The 16946-nt window shown below is 67.7% G+C and carries 13 protein-coding genes; 6 read left to right on the top strand and 7 right to left on the bottom strand.

Translation table 11 applies throughout. The annotated features are described in order from the left end of the window. Positions 1-192: 192 nt before the first annotated feature. Together J7520_RS17880 and J7520_RS17875 are read left to right on the top strand one after the other, a co-directional pair. Positions 193-939, top strand: a complete 747-nt coding sequence (locus tag J7520_RS17880; RefSeq protein ID WP_291191358.1) for an electron transfer flavoprotein subunit beta/FixA family protein — start codon at positions 193-195, stop codon at positions 937-939. Beyond that, positions 939-1886, top strand: coding sequence for an FAD-binding protein (locus J7520_RS17875; protein WP_291191355.1), 948 nt, complete (start codon positions 939-941; stop codon positions 1884-1886). Before J7520_RS17880 ends, J7520_RS17875 begins: the two co-directional genes overlap by 1 nt. A gap of 112 nt (positions 1887-1998) precedes the next feature. On the opposite strand, the gene J7520_RS17870 is transcribed toward J7520_RS17875, so the two are convergent. The 6 genes from J7520_RS17870 to J7520_RS17845 form a co-directional block, all read right to left on the bottom strand. Next, positions 1999-2910 carry a hypothetical protein gene (locus tag J7520_RS17870; protein ID WP_291191351.1) on the bottom strand — a complete coding sequence of 304 codons (912 nt, stop codon included), beginning with the start codon at positions 2908-2910 and terminating at the stop codon, positions 1999-2001. 108 nt (positions 2911-3018) lie between these two features. Continuing rightward, positions 3019-3930, bottom strand: a complete 912-nt coding sequence (locus J7520_RS17865; protein ID WP_291191348.1) for a hypothetical protein — start codon at positions 3928-3930, stop codon at positions 3019-3021. A 342-nt stretch (positions 3931-4272) separates the two neighbouring features. Then, positions 4273-5427, bottom strand: coding sequence for a M48 family metallopeptidase (locus J7520_RS17860; RefSeq protein ID WP_291191345.1), 1155 nt, complete (start codon positions 5425-5427; stop codon positions 4273-4275). Continuing rightward, positions 5424-6521, bottom strand: coding sequence for a YjgN family protein (locus J7520_RS17855; protein ID WP_291191342.1), 1098 nt, complete (start codon positions 6519-6521; stop codon positions 5424-5426). The genes J7520_RS17860 and J7520_RS17855 overlap by 4 nt, the downstream gene beginning before the upstream one ends. Before the next feature lie 62 nt (positions 6522-6583). Next, positions 6584-8170 carry a choline dehydrogenase gene (locus J7520_RS17850; RefSeq protein WP_291191339.1) on the bottom strand — a complete coding sequence of 529 codons (1587 nt, stop codon included), beginning with the start codon at positions 8168-8170 and terminating at the stop codon, positions 6584-6586. Positions 8171-8203: 33 nt separating this feature from the next. Continuing rightward, positions 8204-9013, bottom strand: a complete 810-nt coding sequence (locus J7520_RS17845) for an MOSC domain-containing protein (RefSeq protein WP_291191336.1) — start codon at positions 9011-9013, stop codon at positions 8204-8206. A 185-nt stretch (positions 9014-9198) separates the two neighbouring features. On the opposite strand from J7520_RS17845, the gene J7520_RS17840 reads away from it, so the two are divergent. Continuing rightward, positions 9199-10506, top strand: coding sequence for a hypothetical protein (locus J7520_RS17840; RefSeq protein ID WP_345776922.1), 1308 nt, complete (start codon positions 9199-9201; stop codon positions 10504-10506). A 13-nt stretch (positions 10507-10519) separates the two neighbouring features. Here the strand turns inward: J7520_RS17840 and J7520_RS17835 are convergent, their stop codons facing one another. Further along, positions 10520-11629 (bottom strand): cyanophycinase, encoded by a 1110-nt coding sequence (locus J7520_RS17835; RefSeq protein WP_291191330.1) that lies wholly within the window; start codon positions 11627-11629, stop codon positions 10520-10522. 317 nt (positions 11630-11946) lie between these two features. Here J7520_RS17835 and J7520_RS17830 point away from each other — a divergent pair, with 317 nt between their 5' ends. The 3 genes from J7520_RS17830 (at position 11947) to J7520_RS17820 (ending at position 16946) form a co-directional block, all read left to right on the top strand. Then, complete coding sequence (locus tag J7520_RS17830; RefSeq protein ID WP_291191328.1) at positions 11947-12540, top strand: RNA polymerase sigma factor; 594 nt, start codon at positions 11947-11949, stop codon at positions 12538-12540. Position 12541: 1 nt separating this feature from the next. After that, a complete protein-coding gene (locus J7520_RS17825) occupies positions 12542-13543 on the top strand; it encodes a FecR domain-containing protein (protein ID WP_291191325.1) in 1002 nt (333 codons plus the stop codon). A 454-nt stretch (positions 13544-13997) separates the two neighbouring features. Next, a complete protein-coding gene (locus J7520_RS17820; protein ID WP_291191322.1) occupies positions 13998-16946 on the top strand; it encodes a TonB-dependent receptor in 2949 nt (982 codons plus the stop codon).

Below are 16946 nucleotides of genomic sequence, written 5' to 3'. Positions count from 1 at the left end.
CCCCGCTTGACAGGCGCACCACGCGGTCGTTTCCGCTACTCGATCCCAAACTTGTCCACAGCGCTGTCCACGCCAATTGTGGAAAACCCACAGCCCTGCTGCGATGCCGCACGGGCGCATCGTTTCCGCTAAAATCGCGGTTCTTTGCGCCGGCCCCTCGGCCGCGCGGCTTCCAGCGAGGTTCGACACCCGATGAAGATCCTGGTCGGCTACAAGCGCGTCGTCGATTTCAACGTGCGCATCCAGGTCAAGCCGGACGGTTCCGGCGTGGTCACCGACGGCGTGAAACTCTCCGCCAATCCGTTCGACGACATCGCGCTCGAAGAAGCGCTGCGGCTGCGCGAGAAAGGCGTCGCCAGCGAGGTCGTGGTCGCCACGATCGGCCCGGCCGACGCGCAGGCGCACATCCGCAACGGCCTGGCGATGGGGGCGAACCGCGCGATCCACGTCGTCACCACCGACGCGATCCAGCCGCTGACCGCCGCGCGCGCGCTGCTCAAGCTGATCGAGAAGGAGCAGCCGCAGATCGTGCTGCTCGGCAAGCAAGCGATCGACGACGACTGCAACCAGACCGGCCAGATGCTCGCCGCGCTGTGGGACCGTCCGCAGGCGACGTTCGCCTCGAAGGTCGAGGTGAACGGCGAGGCCGCGCGCGTCACGCGCGAAGTCGACGCCGGCCTGGAGACGATCGAGGTCGACCTGCCGGCGGTGATCACCACCGACCTGCGCCTCAACGAGCCGCGCTTCATCAAGCTGCCGGACATCATGAAGGCGAAGGCCAAGCCGATCGAGACGATCGAGCTCGCCAGCCTCGGCGTCGAGTCCGGCGATCACCTCAAGACCACGCACTACGCAGCGCCGGCCAAGCGCAGCAAGGGCGTGATGGTGAAGGACGTGGCGGAACTCGTGTCGGCGCTGAAAGCAAAGGGGCTGGTCTGATGAGCAAGATCCTGATCGTCGCCGAGCATCTCGACGGCAAACTCAACTCCAGCACCGCCCGTTGCGTGACCTGCGCCCGGCAGATCGGCGCCGACTCCGTCGACGTGCTGGTGCTCGCCGCCGACCCGGCCGGCATCGCCGCTGAGGCGGCGCAGATCGACGGCGTGAGCAACGTGCTCACCGTCGCCCGCGCCGAGAATGCGCACGCGCTGGCCGCCGTCTATGCGCCGCAGATCGCTGCCGCCGCGAAGAACGGCTACAGCCACGTGCTGGCGCCGTCGACCACCTTCGGCAAGGACGTGCTGCCGCGCGCCGCCGGGCTGCTCGGCGTGGCGCAGGTATCGGACATCTCCGCGGTCGAAGGCGCGCACACGTTCAAGCGCCCGATCTACGCCGGCAACGCGATCGTCACCGTCGAAGCGCCGGCCGGCCAGATCCTCGTCGGCACCGTGCGCACGGCGTCGTACGCCGCCGCCGCGCAAGGCGCGAACTCGGCGCCGGTGCAGGCGCTGTCGCTGGACGTCGCGCTGCCCGCGCACACGCGCTTCGTCGAGCTCGCGCAGGGCAAGAGCGATCGCCCGGACCTGCAGAGCGCGAGCCGCGTCGTGTCCGGCGGCCGCGCGCTCGGTTCGGCCGACGCGTTCAAGATCATCTACTCGCTCGCCGACAAGCTCGGCGCCGCCGTCGGCGCCTCGCGCGCGGCGGTCGACGCCGGCTACGTGCCGAGCGACCTGCAGGTCGGCCAGACCGGCAAGATCATCGCGCCGGAACTGTACGTCGCGATCGGCATTTCCGGCGCCATCCAGCACCTGACCGGCATCAAGGACGCCGGCACCATCGTCGCGATCAACAAGGACGGCGAGGCGCCGATCTTCGAGATTGCGGACTATGGGCTGGTCGGCGATCTGTTCGCGCTGGTGCCGGAGTTGGAAAAGGCACTCGGCTAAAGAATCGACTGCGAACCGGCTCGATTCGTCGCCTCAGTCCGAAGGAAGAACCGCTGCTGCGAGAAGTTGGGACGCACCGTCACCGGCGCGTCCCAACCAAGGCCGCGTCGACTTACTGGATCGAGCAAGAAAGGCGGGTTCCGTTCCAAATGCAACTGTAGCGCAGGATACGGGAGCCGCTTCCACGAGTGATCGTCACTCCCTGGCGCAGCATGTTCTGATAGAAGTCGTCGAGGTCCCCCGGCTTGATTTCATAGTAGCCGCCAGCCGAGGAGTTGATCTGTTCGCGGATGGAGTTGTCGTTCGAGTCGACGCCCGAACCTTCCGTGCGCTCGGCCTCCCCATTGGTATCGGCGCTCATGACGAATTCCATCTTGCCGCCGTCCGAAAAGGTCACCGTAGTGGCCACCTTCAGGAGTTCGCCGTCTGCGATCACCTTGTCGATGGACTGGAGCAAAGCCGAAAGCTTGTTCGCCAGTCCGTGCGCGACGTTTTGCCCCATGATCTCCGCGCGGCGCTCCTCAAGGTAATTTTCGAGCCTGTTGCTGTTCGCAGGCGTATTGACGAGACCATAGGCGTTGTAACTTCCGACTGGATTGCCGCGACTGTCGACGGCATTGGCCGGCATCTCGTAGCTGATTGGAATGCCACTCAACGGCCGCGCGAAGTAGTCGCGCACGGCGAGCATGTCGTTGAAGTAGGTGGCGTAGCGCGGCTCCACGGGCAACCAATTCACCGCCGTCGCGACCGAGAGCCCGTCCTCTCCCGCCTGCCTCGAGCGATCTTCCTCACCGCCCCTCAAGGGATCGCCGCCGCCATCGGCATAGACGACCTCGAACTTCCTGAGCTGCCGCGTCGCGAAACTGTACAGATAGCCGACGTGACCGATCGCGTAACCCTTGGCTCGGTTCTCCCAGATCTGCTCGGTGGTGCAGTCACAACGGGCGGGATGAATGTCCGCCTTGGCGGACATAGCCGCCATGCTCAATACGGCAGCGGTCAAAAAGAAGAATGCCTTGAACATGATCTCCCTTCCTTGAACGGCGCGGCACCCCATCAAACGCCCGGAAATCCACGATGAAAAAGAATCGGGCGCGCCGTCGCCGGCGCGCCCAATTTGAACTGTGCCGATCTACTGGATCACGCAAGAAAGCCGCGTGCCGTTCCACGTGCAGCTGTAGCGCAGTATGCGCGAACCGCTTCCGCGGGTGATCGTCACTCCTTGACGCAGCATGTTCTGATAGAAGCCGTCGAGGTCCCCGGGCTTGACGATGTAGTTTCCACCGGAACTCGAATCGATGGTTTCCCGAATAGGATTATTGTTCGAATCCTTGCCTGAGTTCGTGGTCCGCTTGGCTTCTCCATTGCTGTCGGCGCTCATGACGAACTCCATCTTGCTGCCGTCAGAGAAAGTCACCGTGATGGTGACCTTCAAAAGTTCGCCGTCCGCAATGACTTTATCGATGGACTGCAGCAAAGCTGCCAGCTTATTGGCCAGACCGTATACGACGTTCTGCCCCATGATCTCCGCGCGGCGCTGGTTCAGGTAGTCCGCCAAATTGTTGCCGAAGGCAGGGGTATTTACGACGTCATACCCGTTGTAGGTCCCGACTGGATTGCCACGAGCATCTACCGCATTGGGCGGCATTTCGTAGCTGATTGGAATGCCACTCAACGGCCGCGCGAAGTAGTCGCGCACGGCGAGCATGTCGTTGAAATAGGTGGCGTAGCGCGACTCCACCGGCAACCAATTCACCGCCTTCGCGGCCGAGAGATCGTCCTCTTCCGCCTGCCTCGAACGACCTTCCTCGCCGGTCTTCAAGGGATCGCCGCCGCCATCGGCATAGACGACCTCGAACTTCCTGAGCTGCCGCGCCGCGAAACTGTACAGATAGCCCACGTGACCGATCGCGTAACCCTTGGCCCGGTTCTCCCAGATCTGCTCGGTGGCGCAGTCACAACGGGCGGGACGGATATCTGCCTTGGCGGGCATGGCCGCGATGCCTATTGCAGCGGCGGCGAAAATGAATAATGCCTTGAACATTCGACTTCCTCCTTGAATTAATGGCACCCCCACTCCCGCACCGTAACAAAGGGCCAATCCAATACTCAATCGCTTCTTTTAATCCAATATTCTTTTTTGTGACGCCCTTCATCTGACAAAAATGACAGGCGCTCAAACAAAAATGAACGCGCATGCGGCGTGCAGGAGAACAGCGGTCCTGTGTGGAACCTATTCGGACTCGACACCACAGTGAAAGGATCGCTACAGACGGTCGCACGCTTTGCCCTCCAGAGCGACCTGGTCGACCTTCATTGGCGAGCCGGCGCACCGACCGCCGACGAGCTCGACGCCCCATCGACGCTCGCGCATGGCGCCCGCGAATCACTCCTCTTCGCCGCCCTCACGCGGCGGTGAAGCGGAACCCTGGTCGCCGTCGCAATCCGCGCATTCGGATTCCGCTTCGTCCACGTCCCCTGCGCAGACGCCGTTCGGACACCGCGTCGGATGGGCCGCGGCGAAGCGCTGCGCCGCCGCTTCGGCCTGCGCGATGCGTTCCGCTGTCGGCGGATGGCTGGACAGATACGCGAAATCCTCTTCGTTCTCATCGTCCGTCTGCAGGACCCGCATCGCCCGCGCGAACCAGCGCGGCGATTCCTCGTGACGCGCGAGCAGATCGAACGCGAACGCATCGGCTTCGGCCTCGAAGCCGCGGGAATAGTGGCTGTCGAGCAGGAACGTCGGCACCGCCACGACGACCGCGCCGGCCGAGCTGACGTCTCCCGCGAACACCGCCGCGACGACCGCGACCAGCGAGCCGCGCAGCGCCTGCCGCAAGGCGTGCCGATGCTGCTGGTGGCCGAGTTCGTGCGCGACGACCGCGTCGAATTCGCGATCGTCGCGCAGCCGGTGCACGAGCTGGTCGGTGACGACGACGATGCCGCCGGGCAAGGCGAACGCGTTCGCGCCGATTCCGGGCGCGTCGCGGAACTCGATGCGATCGGCGACGCCGCGATCGAGCCCGTGCAGCAGGTTCTGGAAGCGCGCGTACAGCTCGTCCTGCCGATCCTGCTCCAGTGCGCTCGGCTCCAGTCCGAAACGGTCGAGCTGCGCCAGCGTGTGTTCGCCGAGCGAATGCTCGGTGCCGGAAGGAATGGTCGCCGCGATGTGGTCGGCGAGTCGCGGCACGCCCCAGATCGCGCCGATCGCCAGAGCGGCGACGCAGATCAGCACGGCGGCGGCGACCGCGGGCGCGCGCCGCTCGAGACGATCGACCAGTGCCTCCAGTCGATGGCGGCGCGGGAACCAGACGTCGATCGGCGCGCTCGCCGGCAGCAGCAGCCGGGCACCGTCGCCGAACTCGACGGTGCGTTCCACATTGGCCAGCTTCGGCGTGACGGTCAGCTCCGCGATCGCGCCTTCGCGCGCGACGCCGTCGCCTTCGAGGACGTAGCGGCCGGCTTCGAGGTCGCGCAGCGTCGCCGCATGCGCGCGGCCGCTGCGGCCGTCGAAGTAGGTGCCGTCGAAGCGTTCGTTCATAGGCCGATGTCGATGTCGAACAAGCCGTCCATCTCGGCCGCGACGGCGTCGATATCCTCGCCGGCTTCCGCGTGCAGATCGGCCAGGTCTTCGCCGGCCAGCAGCGTCAAGCTCTGCGCGCGGTAGCGCGCGAGGCGCACCTTCGCCCAGGGAATCAGGAGGCCGGCGCTGCACAGGATCGCCACGGTGTTGCCGAGATACAACGCGCACAGGCGGCCGCCATTCAGGCTCGAACGGAACCGGTATGGCCCGAGTTCGGCACGGTTGTAGAGCAGGTTCGCGAGCGCCGCGTTGAGGAACGCCCAGACGACGAAGTAGCCGGAATACAGCGGCACCAGGAATGCGTAGCTGACCCACGCCGGCGGCGGCCCATGTGCGCCTTGCTGCGAGACGAACGAGAAGACGATCGCTCCGGTCAGCATGGAGGAGACGAAGGCCCAGGCGACCAGCGCGCCCCACGCGGCCAGATACGGCGGATAGAAATCCCGAGCCGTCGCGCGCAGAGCGAACGCGTGCCCGCCGTAGCGATGCTGTTCGACGAAGAACTGCTTCTGCTTGAACTTCATGTACGGGAACAGCAGTCCCACCGTCAGCACCAGCGGAAACCACAGCAACAGATAGCGCTTGATGGCCTCGCGATAGTCGGCGACGAAGCGGAAGCGCAGGCCGCGCCACGACGAGTAGCGCGCGCGGAACGCCGCCCCGCGCACCAGCAGCCATGGCGTGAGCACGGCGATCAGCGCGGCCAGGCCGAGTTGCAGCATTTCGCCGAACTGCCCGGCCAGCACGTAGCCGCCGAACAGCGCGACCGCGATCAGGCGGCCCTTCAGGATCGGCCCGGGCCGGGCGAGGTATTCGAACGGCACGCCGGCGAGCCGCGTGTTGCCGTAGAAGTAGCGTTCGCTGCGCACTTTCGCCCAGGCGGAATAGATGCCGAGCGTGACGATGCCGAGCGCCAGGTTGACGATCCAGATGCGGAAGTATTCGCGCGCGTCGCCGCTGAACTCGAACGGATGCTCGGTCGGCGCCGGTTCGGGCGGCGCAGGCGGCGCCGTAGGCTGCGGCTCACTCGCCGTGATGACGGGATCGTCCATTCCGCTCGCGCCGTGACGGCTGCCCCTCGCCTGCCCCGCGGCAGTCTAGCAGCGCACCGGCGTCAATCGTCGAGCAGCAATTCCGCCGCGCGTTCGGCGATCATCATCGTCGGCGCATTCGTATTGCCGCTGACCAGGTTCGGCATCACCGACGCGTCGACCACGCGCAGGTTGTCGACGCCGCGCACGCGCAGTTCGCCGTCGAGCACGGCGGCCGCGTCGCGGCCCATGCGGCAGGTGCCGACCGGGTGGTAGATCGTCTCGGCCTTGCGCCGCACGAAGTCGGCCAGCTCCGCTTCGCTCTGCGCGGCAGCGCCGGGGAAGATCTCCGCGCCGCGGTACGGCGCGAACGGCGCCTGCGCGAGGATTTCGCGCGCGAGCCTGGCCGCTTCGACCATCACCTTCAGGTCGAAGCCTTCCGCGTCGCCGAGATAGTTCGCGCGGATCTCCGCCGCGACGGACGGATCGGCCGACTTCAGCCGGATCGAGCCGCGGCTCCTCGGCCGCAGGAAGCAGGCGTGCACGGTGTAGCCGGAACCGGGCAGCTTGTTGCGGCCGTGGTCGTCGAGCAGGGCCGGCACGAAATGGAACTGCACGTCGCAGCGCGCGTCGGTGGCGTAGCGCGTGCGCACGAAGCCGCCGGCCTCGGCGATGTTCGAGGTGCCGATGCCGCGACGCCGGAGCAGGAATTCGAGCGCGACGGCCGTGTCGCTGACGGTGTCGTAGGTGATCTTGCGCGTCGACTGCACCAGGGTGCAGATGTCCAGGTGGTCCTGCAGGTTGGCGCCGACCTCGCGTGCGTCGAGCACGACGCCGATGCCGTGCTCGCGCAGATGGTCGGCCGGGCCGACGCCCGACAGCATCAGCAGCTGCGGCGAATTGATCGCGCCGCCGGCGAGCAGCACCTGACCGGCCTCGACGCGTTCGGAACGGCCACCGCGGCGATACTCGACACCGGCCGCGCGCGTGCCGTCGAACCGCACGCGCGTCGCCTGTGCCTGCGTCAGCACGGTCAGGTTCTCGCGCGCGCGTGCCGGCTTCAGGTACGCCACCGCCGCCGAACAGCGCGCGCCGTCGCGCTGCGTGACCTGATAGAAGCCGACGCCTTCCTGCGTGGCGCCGTTGAAGTCGTCGTTGCGCGGGATGCCGGCCGCGGCCGCGGCGTCGACGAAGGTCTGCGAAAGCACGTTGTGATGACGCAGATCCGACACCGTCAATGGACCACCGACGCCGTGCCACGCGTCGGCGCCGCGCGCGTTGTCCTCGCCGCGCTTGAACACCTCGAGCACGTTCGACCAGGCCCAGCGCGGATCGCCGGTCGCCTCGGCCCATTCGTCGTAGTCGGCGCCGACGCCACGCGCGTAGCACATCGCATTGATCGAACTCGATCCGCCGAGCACGCGCCCGCGCGGCCACCACAAGCGGCGCTGCCGCAATGCCGGTTCCGGCTCGGTCGAGTAGTCCCAGTTGATCCGCTTCAGCGCGAACAGCTTGCCGAGGCCGGCCGGCATGTGGATGAACGGATGCCAGTCGCGTCCGCCGGCTTCGAGCAGCAGCACGCGGTTGGCCGGATTCGCGCTGAGCCGGTTCGCCAACACGCAGCCGGCCGAGCCCGCACCGACGATGACGAAGTCGTAGCTCGAAACCATCGCGCGCCCCTTCCGACCACCGGAAGAGGCACGTTAAAACGATCGTTCGAAAATCTCAACCGTATCGCCGACGCGCAAGATGCCGCGGCCGCGTGGGATCAGGTTCTGGCCGAAGGTGACGCCCTTCGGCGTGCGCCGGTAGGTCGTCAAGGTGCGCAAGGGCTCGCCGGAAGGGTCGAACTCGCCGCGTTCGTAGTCGACCGTGGTGAAGACGCAGCGCGTGCAGGGCTTGACCACGTCGAACTCGACCGCGCCGATGCGGATGCGCTTCCAGCCGTCCTCGGCGTGCGGCTCGGTGCCGGTGACGACCAGGCTCGGACGGAAGCGCAGCATCGGCACCGGCTGCGCGAGCTTCGCGTTCAAGGCGTCGAGCGCGGCCTGCGAAATCAGCAGCAGCGGATAGCCGTCGGCGAAGCTGACCTCGTCGCCGGGCCGGCCGTAGTCCGCGTCGACCGCGCGTACGCAGTCCGCGTCCATGTGCACGAAGCGCGCGGGCAGACCGAGGAAGGCGCTGATCCACGCGTCGGCGCGCGCTTCGGCGACCTGCGCCTGCACGGTGCTCTTCCAGACCGTCGCCTCGATGCGTGCGGCGGATTCCGGCGGCGCCAGCCGCAGCACCGGCATGCCGGGCGCGCCCAGCGCGAGCGCATCGCCGTCGACCTCGGCGCGCACCAGGGTCAGGCGCGGATGCTGGCGCGCGGTGAGGAATTTTCCGTTCGCGTCGGCGACCATCCAGCGGCGGTCGCCGGCCAGGCCACGCGGCTCGACTTCGGCCTCGTCGCGCACCCACGCCGCACAGGACTTGATCGGGAATACGTGAATCGCGGAAAGCGTCGGCGTCATTGCACGATGATAGCGGCATGGGTGTGGATTCGTTTGCGGCGCTTTGGGAATGCATGAGCGGTGAGCGGTGAGCGGTGAGCGGTGAGCGGGAAGATCGTGACAGGCTCTGCTTTTTCCGCTCACCGCTCACCGCTATTCCGCTCACTCCCGACTATCGTCCCGCCCCGCAGCAACGAAACCATCGCATGCTAGGCTTGCGCCGCCTCCGAGGGACCCCCGTGCCGAGCCGCCCCGCCATCCAGCGCCACGAAGTCTTCGCCGTCGCCGTCGCGTTCGTGTACTTCTTCCTGGTGCTGGCCGCGTACTACGTGATCCGGCCGGTGCGCGACCAGCTCTCCGCCGCGGTCGGCTCGACCGCGCTGCCGATCTTCTACGCGGCGACCTTCGTCGCGACCCTGGCACTGGCGCCGCTGTTCGGCGCGCTGGTCGCGCGCTACCCGCGCCGCCGCTTCGTGCCGTTCGTGTACCTGTTCTTCATCGCCGGCATGGTCGCGTTCATTCCGCTGTTCAACGCGCAGGACAGGATCGACGCGCGCCTGCTCGGCTCGGCGTTCTTCGTCTACGGCAGCGTGTTCAACCTGTTCGTGGTGTCGGTGTTCTGGAGCTTCATGGCCGACCTGTTCGACGCCGAGCAGGCGCGGCGGTTGTTCCCGATCATCGCGCTCGGCGGCGCCGCGGGCGCGATCGCCGGACCGGCGTTGACCAAGGCGCTGGTGTTCGTGGTCGGCGTGCCCGGACTGCTGGTCATCTCCTCCGCCCTGCTCGGCTTGTCGATCGCCTGCATCTTCGCGCTGTCGCGCTGGTCGCAGCGCCACCCGGTCGCCGGCGACGATCGCCGCGATCAGCGCATCATCGGCGGCAGCTTCCTCGCCGGTGCGATCGAGACGCTGAAATCGCCGCTGATGCGTCGCGTCGCGCTGCTGATGCTGCTCGGCGACGCGGTCGGCACGGTCATCTACGCACTGCTCGCCGACTACAGCGGCGCGACCTATCCGACGCGCGAGGCGCGCACGGATTTCGCCGCCAGCGTCGACCTCTACGCCAACCTGCTGCAGGCCGCGCTGCAGCTCACCGTCACGCGCGCACTGATGGTGCGCGCGGGACCGGCACCGGCGCTGGCCCTCGACGGCGTGGTGAAGGCGGTGATGCTGGCGGGCCTGGCCGTGTTCAGCGGCGCCTGGATCGCGGTCGTCGCGGTGGTCACGCGGGCCAGCGCCTACGGCGTGTTCAAGCCGGCGTTCGACAGCCTCTACACGCAGGTCGACGCGGAGACGCGCTACAAGACCAAGAACTTCATCGACACTTCGGTCTGGCGCTTCGGCGACCTCCTGATCACCACCGGCTTCAACGGCCTGCGCACGCTCGGCATGACGCTGCCGGGATTCGCGGGACTGGCGATCCTCGCGGCGGGATGCTCCGGCTGGGTCGGCTGGAAGGCGGCGCGATCGCTCGGCGATCACGCCGCGGAAAAGCCGCGCACCGCCGACGCCTGATTCGCACCGCGCCTCAATCCTCGCCCGGCTCGGGCTTGTCGCGCGTCAGGATCGCCGCGGCGGGCGAATCGCCGACCAGCTTGCCGTCCGCGATCGAGATCGCGAAGTCCGCGGCCGGCTGCTGTACGCGGCGGGTCTTCAGATCGATGCTGCCGCGGCCGTCGACGCGCACGAGACGGATGTCGGCCAGCGACAGCGGCTTGCCCGCCGCGAGGCCGGTCGCGGGCTTGCGCGGCAGCACGATCCACGCGCTGCCGGCGGAGTCCGCGGAGAGCTTGCCGACGCCGTCGGCGCCGATCAGCAGCGCGCTCTTCTCGTCGACGCCGATGCCGAATACCTTGCCGCCCTTGCCCGCGGCGTCCGGCGCATCGAGACGCGCGAGGAAGGCGATCAGCCGGCCGAGGCGGTGGCGCTCGGAGAAGTGCGTGTCGGTGAGGACGTCTTCGAGAAAACGGAAATGCAGGAAGTCGCGCTCCAGCGTCACGCCGGAGTCGAACGGATCGGTCAGCGCGACCTTCGATTCCATGCTGCCGCCGTCGAGCGCGCCGTAGCTGTAGCGGCCGAGCACCGCCAGGCCCGCGCTCGATCCGCCGATCGGCCGGTTCGCGGCGACGTGGGCGTCGAGCGCCGCCTGCACCGGCGTGCCCTTCCAGTAACGGATGTAGTTGGACTGGTCGCCGCCGGCGAGGAAGATGCCGTCGGCGTTCTTCAGCGCGGCGATCACGCGCGGATCCGATGAGGCCTCGCGGTTGTGGAAGACGATCGTCTCGGCCGAGGCGACCGGCCCCCAGTCCTTCGCGAACGACTCGCCGTAGTTGCCGTCGTCCGGGTCGAAGCTGTCGTCGCCGACGGCGCGCAGGATCACGATGTGGCCGCCGCCGGCGCGCCGGGCGATGAAGCGGAACGCCTCGTTGAGCCGACCGCCGCCGCCCATCAGGGCGAGGCCGAATTCGGTATGCGCGGCGCGCGGCTTGGACGGATCGCCGCTGACGAAGTAGTCGAAGTTGCGGTCGCGGTAGTTGCGCGCCTTCGCCGCGGCCTCGGCGGCGGCGGGAGGCGCGAACGCGGCGGACGCGGCGGACGCGACCAGGCAGAGAAGAGCGGCGACGACGGGGATGCGCATGCGGCGGTGTCCTGATTGGCGATGACGTAGGCGTGAGCCGCATGACCCTTCACGGTCCGGCCCCGAGGGCACGTCGGAAACCTCGATCGACGCCATTCCCGCCGACACGGCACTCCATCCTGTTCTCGACCGAGCGGAGAAAACCAGGATGGAACCCGCCTTCGCGGGGATGACGAGCGAAAAGGGGCTCGACGCTCCCTTGACAAGGACGAGTTCGACGCGGATTTTTGAAATGCGCCAGTTCCCGCCTTCCGGCGACGGAGACGCGCCCGCGATTTCAATCCGGTCGCGGCCATTCGTCTAGGCGTGGACGCGACATGGCGGACCCCAGCGTGAACCCGGCGACCAGCCAGCCCGAACTCGAACGCGCACGCCCGGCCGCGGGTGCCGATGCGGCGCACGCGGCGCAGGTCGCGCGCCTGTTCAGCGAGCACAACCGCACCCTGATCGCGTTCCTCTCCAGCCGCCTCGACTCCGTCGCCGAGGCGCAGGAAGTCGCCCAGGAAGCCTACGTGCGCCTGCTGCGCCTGGAACATCCCGAACAGGTCGGCTTCCTGCGCGCCTACCTGTTCCGCATCGCCTCCAATCTCGCCGTCGACCGCCTGCGCCAGCGCAACGCGCGCGCCGACACCGACCAGGACGAACCGCTCGCCGACCTGTTCGAGGAATGGCTGGCCGCGCCGGCGCCCGAGCGCCGCGCGCTGGCGGCCGATCAGCTGCGCATCGTGCGCGAAGCGCTGCGCGAACTGCCGCGCAAGACCAGCGCCGCCTTCGTCATGCACGCGATCGAGGGGTGCGGCTTCGACGTGATCGCGCAGACGATGCAACTCAGTGAGCGCATGGTGCGCTACCACGTGGCGCGCGCGATGGCGCACTGCCGCGAACGCCTGGATGCCGAGGAGAACACCTGACATGGACCCGAACCGTCCCGATCCGACCCCGCTGCACGCCGCCGCCGACTGGTGGGTGCGCCTGCGCGATCCGCGCCGTGCCGCGCGCAGCGAGGAACAATGGCTGGAATGGAGCGGACGCGATCCGCGCCACCCCGACGCGTTCGCGCGCGTGAGCGAACTCGGCGCGCAGCTCGGCGCGCTCGACGCCGAAGCGCGGCAGGGATTCGTGCGCGAGTTCGCGCCGAGGCGGACGCGGCGCTGGTGGCCTTTCGCGCTCGCCGCCTCGTTCCTGCTCGCCGCCGTCGCGGTCGGCACGATGCTGCGCGATCGCCTGCGTGCCGACGCGGTCGAAAGCGCCAGCTACGCCACTCCGGTCGCGGTCGACCGCGACATCGCGCTGTCGGACGGATCGCAGATCGCGCTCGGCGGCGCGACGCAGCTGACCACGCACTACACGCCGGCGCGCCGCGACGTCGACCTCGGCGCGGGCGAGGCGTACTTCCAGGTGGCGCACGACACCAAGCGGCCCTTCATCGTCGCCGCCGGGAAGATCTCGATCCGCGCGGTCGGCACCGCCTTCAACGTGCGCCGCACCGGCGAGCGCGTCACCATCGCGGTCGCCGAAGGGCGCGTGCGCGTGGCCGGCAGCGAAGGTGCAGCGATCGGCAAGGTCTCCGCGGCCGACGCGCTGGAAGCGGTCGCCGGCCAGCAGATCTCCTTCGACCCGCGCGCGTCCGGCCTGACGGTCAGCGCGATCTCGCCGACCCGCGCCACCAGCTGGCGCGAGCACCGCCTCGAATTCGTCAACGAACCGCTCGATTCGGTGGTCGCCAACATCAACCGCTACTCCACGCGCCCGCTGGTGCTCGCCGACGCCAGGCTCGGCACGCTCGCGTTCACCGGCACGGTCGACCCCGCCGCGCTCGACGGCTGGCTGCGCGCGCTGCCGAAGATCCTGCCGGTGCGCGTCGGGGGCGATGCCGGACAGGTGACGATTTCGGCGGCGCGTGCTGCGCGCTGATCGCGTCCGTCCCGCCGCGGCTTGTGCGCGTCGATGGATTCCAGCGCGACGGGACCTCGAAAGGCCTCGATGCCGTCGCACCGCGAACACGGGGATCGACGGATTCCGTTTGACCAGCCGCGGGACAGCCGCTGTGGAGAAGCGCCTCGCGGGAGTGATGCAGCTTCTGAAGGTTCCCTTGCGCGGGAACGACGGGAACGACGTAACGCGCGCGACCGGCACAGAACGGACCGGGCCGGACGGACACGGTTTCGTGACCGCCGCATTTCAAAATCCGCCCGATGATCCGTCATGGCTCCCGAGCCGCGCCGTTGCCGCGGCAACGGGGATGTCCATGGGTAGTCGCGCGGTTTCGCCGCACAGGGTTGTTTCGTTCGTTCTGATCGTCGTTCTGGCGTTCCTCGCGCTGCCGTGGCCGGCCGCGGACGCGCGGGCGCAAGGATCGCCGGCGCCAGTGGATTTCGCGATCGCGCCGCAGCCGCTGGCCGGTGCGCTGATCGAGTACTCCAAGCAGGCCCACGTGCAGGTGCTGACCTCGGGCGCGAACCTCGACAACGCGCAGTCGCCGGGCGTCAACGGCAAGCTCAGCGCGTCCGCCGGCCTGCGCAAGCTGCTCGAAGGCACCACGTTCAGCTCGGAATTCACCGACGCGAACACGGTCGTGGTCAAGCCGGCGGCGTCGCGGCCCGCCGCGAAGGAGCCGGCGCCGACCAAGACGGCGGCGCCGAAGGAGAGCGACGTTCCGCAGGAACCGCCGGCCGAACTGGAGAAGCTCACCGTCACCGGCTCGCGCATCCCGCGCGCGCAGGTCGAGGGGCCGGCGCCGGTCGTCGTCGTCACCGCGGCGGACATCCGCAACAACGGCTTCGCCAGCACCTACGACATCATGACGTCGCTGACCCAGAACCTGGGCTCGCTCGACAACAACGCCAATACCAACGGCTTCTCCAACGGCGCGATCGCGGTCGACCTGCGCGGCCTCGGCCCCAACCACACTCTCGTGCTCGTCAACGGCCGGCGCATCGCCGACTACCCGCAGTCCTACGGCGGCAACAGCAACTTCACCGACATCTCCAGCATCCCCGCGTCGATGATCGAGCGGGTCGAAATCCTGTCCGGCAGCGCTTCGGCGGTGTACGGCTCCGACGCCGTTTCCGGCGTCATCAACTTCATTCTCAAGCAGAAGGTCGACGGCACCACCGTCGACCTGCGCGTCGGCGACACCCAGCACGGCGGCGCCAGCTCCCAGCGCCTGCAGGTCACCAGCGGCTGGTCGAGCGGCAACTTCGACTCGGTGTTCTCGCTGGAACTGTTGAACAAGACGCCGCTGTGGGCCTACCAGCGGCGCTACACCGATTCCAAGCTCGATTCGCCGGTGCCGACCTACGCCTCGCCGGTGTTCACCCTCATCGACGAGAACGGCGACTACATCGACCCGGGCAAGGAAACCTGCGACGCGCTCTCGCATCTCGATCGCGGCTCGGTGTTCCACGCCTATCGCCGCAACTACGGCTACTACTGCGGCAGCAACCAGGACGTCGGCTACGGCACGCTCGAGAACGGCCGCAAGGCGGCGAACTTCTACGGCACCGCCACCTACCACTTCAGCGACCACCTCGACTTCTTCCTCGACCTGCAGGCCAGCACCTCGCACCAGGAGGGCTACAACACGCCGCTGCAGTGGCAGAACAGCTACCAGCTCAACGGCGACTCGACGCCGGTGCCGTTCTACAACCTCGCCACCGGCCGGATCGAGCAGTGGCAGCGCCGCTATTTCACGATCGAGGAGAACGGCGGCTTCGAGCGCGGCAAGATCCGCAACATCAACAACACCTACTCGATCAACACCGGCGTCAAGGGCTCGATCCCCGACACCGCCTGGACCTACGAGGCGCTGTTCGGCCACTCGCAGAACCAGCTGAAGAGCAAATGGCCGGCGCTGATCTCGGCGAAGGCGCAGGCGCTCTATCTCGGCCCCTCGCTCGGCATCGATCCCGACAGCGGCTACCAGATCTACGACGCGCCGATCAGCCGCCTGTACACCCCGCTGACGGTCGACCAGTTCCGCTCGATCACGCAGGACTCGATCGACCGCGACTTCAGCCGCGCGGAGAACTTCAGCGCGACCCTGACCAACACCGAGCTGTTCCACCTGCCGGCCGGCCCGGTCGGCTTCGCCGCGGTGGCCGAGTACGGCAACCAGTACTACGGCCTCAAGCCCGATCCGCTCTCGCTCGACGGCACCTACTACGGCCTGCACAACACCGGCGCGGTCGGCTCGCGCGACCATACCGGCGCCGGCGTCGAATTCAACGTGCCGGTGTTCTCGATGCTCAACATGAACGCCGCCGGCCGCTACGACCGCTACGAATATTCCTCGACCTCGTCGGGCAAGTTCACCTGGTCGCTGGGCCTGGAGTTCCGTCCGTTCGAGAGCCTGCTGCTGCGCGGCTCGGCCGGCACCGGCTTCCGCGCGCCGGACCTGTCCTACCTCTACGCCGGCCTCAGCGGATCGAGCTCGAGCGCGCCGGACTACTACTACTGCCGCGAGTTCGAGCCGGACGTCGACATCGGCGACTGCAGCCGCAGCGACGTGCCCTACAACGGCCGCAGCCACGGCAGCACCACGCTGAAGAACGAGACCAGCCGCTCGTTCACCTACGGCTTCGTCTATTCGCCCGTGCGCGGCCTGGACATCACCGCCGACTACTACAACATCCGGCTGAAGAACGAAGTGCTGTACCAGGACAGCGACATGATCCTGCGCCAGGAAGCCGACTGCCGCCTCGGCGTGCTCGACATGAACTCCGCGCTGTGCCAGCAGGTGCTGACCCAGGTCGTGCGCAACCCGGCCACCGACCCGGCCAATCCGCTCGGCATCACCTCGGTGCTGGTGCTGCCGATCAACGCGGCGGTCGACCGCACCTCGGGCGTCGACGTCAAGGCGCACTACAAGCTCGAAACCGATCGCGTCGGCACGTGGGACTTCGATCTCGGCTACACCTACGTCATCAGCCACGACCTGCAGCAGTTCCCGGGCGACCCGGTCGTCGACGAGCTGAAGGACCTCTACAACTACGTCATCCCGCGCGACAAGACTTCCTACTCGGTGACGTGGAACTACGACAAGATCACCACCACGCTGTACGGCTATCGCCTCGGCGGCCTGCCGGACTACGACGGCACCCAGCGCCTCGCGCCGACCTTCGTCTACAACGGCTCGTTCAACTACCGCTGGAGCGACGCGCTGACGCTGAGCCTGATCGTCGACAACCTGCTCGACAAGGAACCGCGCCGCAAGGGCGAATGGACCAGCTATCCGTACTATCCGAACCGCTGGTACAGCCCGCTCGGCCGCTCGTTCTTCGTGCAGGCGAACTACCGCTTCGGCGGCAAGGACTGA

It is taken from the genome of Dokdonella sp. (genome assembly GCF_017744955.1).
Classification (GTDB): domain Bacteria; phylum Pseudomonadota; class Gammaproteobacteria; order Xanthomonadales; family Rhodanobacteraceae; genus Dokdonella_A.
Note: the sequence above shows the minus strand (reverse complement) of the source record. Positions and strands in the feature narration are given on the sequence as shown.

Bases quoted from the DNA above. Each gene is read 5' to 3' on its own strand.
- J7520_RS17880 (WP_291191358.1), top strand. From the start codon at position 193: ATGAAGATCCTGGTCGGCTACAAGCGCGTCGTCGATTTCAACGTGCGC.
- J7520_RS17875 (WP_291191355.1), top strand. From the start codon at position 939: ATGAGCAAGATCCTGATCGTCGCCGAGCATCTCGACGGCAAACTCAAC.
- J7520_RS17870 (WP_291191351.1), bottom strand. From the start codon at position 2,910: ATGTTCAAGGCATTCTTCTTTTTGACCGCTGCCGTATTGAGCATGGCG.
- J7520_RS17865 (WP_291191348.1), bottom strand. From the start codon at position 3,930: ATGTTCAAGGCATTATTCATTTTCGCCGCCGCTGCAATAGGCATCGCG.
- J7520_RS17860 (WP_291191345.1), bottom strand. From the start codon at position 5,427: ATGAACGAACGCTTCGACGGCACCTACTTCGACGGCCGCAGCGGCCGC.
- J7520_RS17855 (WP_291191342.1), bottom strand. From the start codon at position 6,521: ATGGACGATCCCGTCATCACGGCGAGTGAGCCGCAGCCTACGGCGCCG.
- J7520_RS17850 (WP_291191339.1), bottom strand. From the start codon at position 8,170: ATGGTTTCGAGCTACGACTTCGTCATCGTCGGTGCGGGCTCGGCCGGC.
- J7520_RS17845 (WP_291191336.1), bottom strand. From the start codon at position 9,013: ATGACGCCGACGCTTTCCGCGATTCACGTATTCCCGATCAAGTCCTGT.
- J7520_RS17840 (WP_345776922.1), top strand. From the start codon at position 9,199: ATGCTAGGCTTGCGCCGCCTCCGAGGGACCCCCGTGCCGAGCCGCCCC.
- J7520_RS17835 (WP_291191330.1), bottom strand. From the start codon at position 11,629: ATGCGCATCCCCGTCGTCGCCGCTCTTCTCTGCCTGGTCGCGTCCGCC.
- J7520_RS17830 (WP_291191328.1), top strand. From the start codon at position 11,947: ATGGCGGACCCCAGCGTGAACCCGGCGACCAGCCAGCCCGAACTCGAA.
- J7520_RS17825 (WP_291191325.1), top strand. From the start codon at position 12,542: ATGGACCCGAACCGTCCCGATCCGACCCCGCTGCACGCCGCCGCCGAC.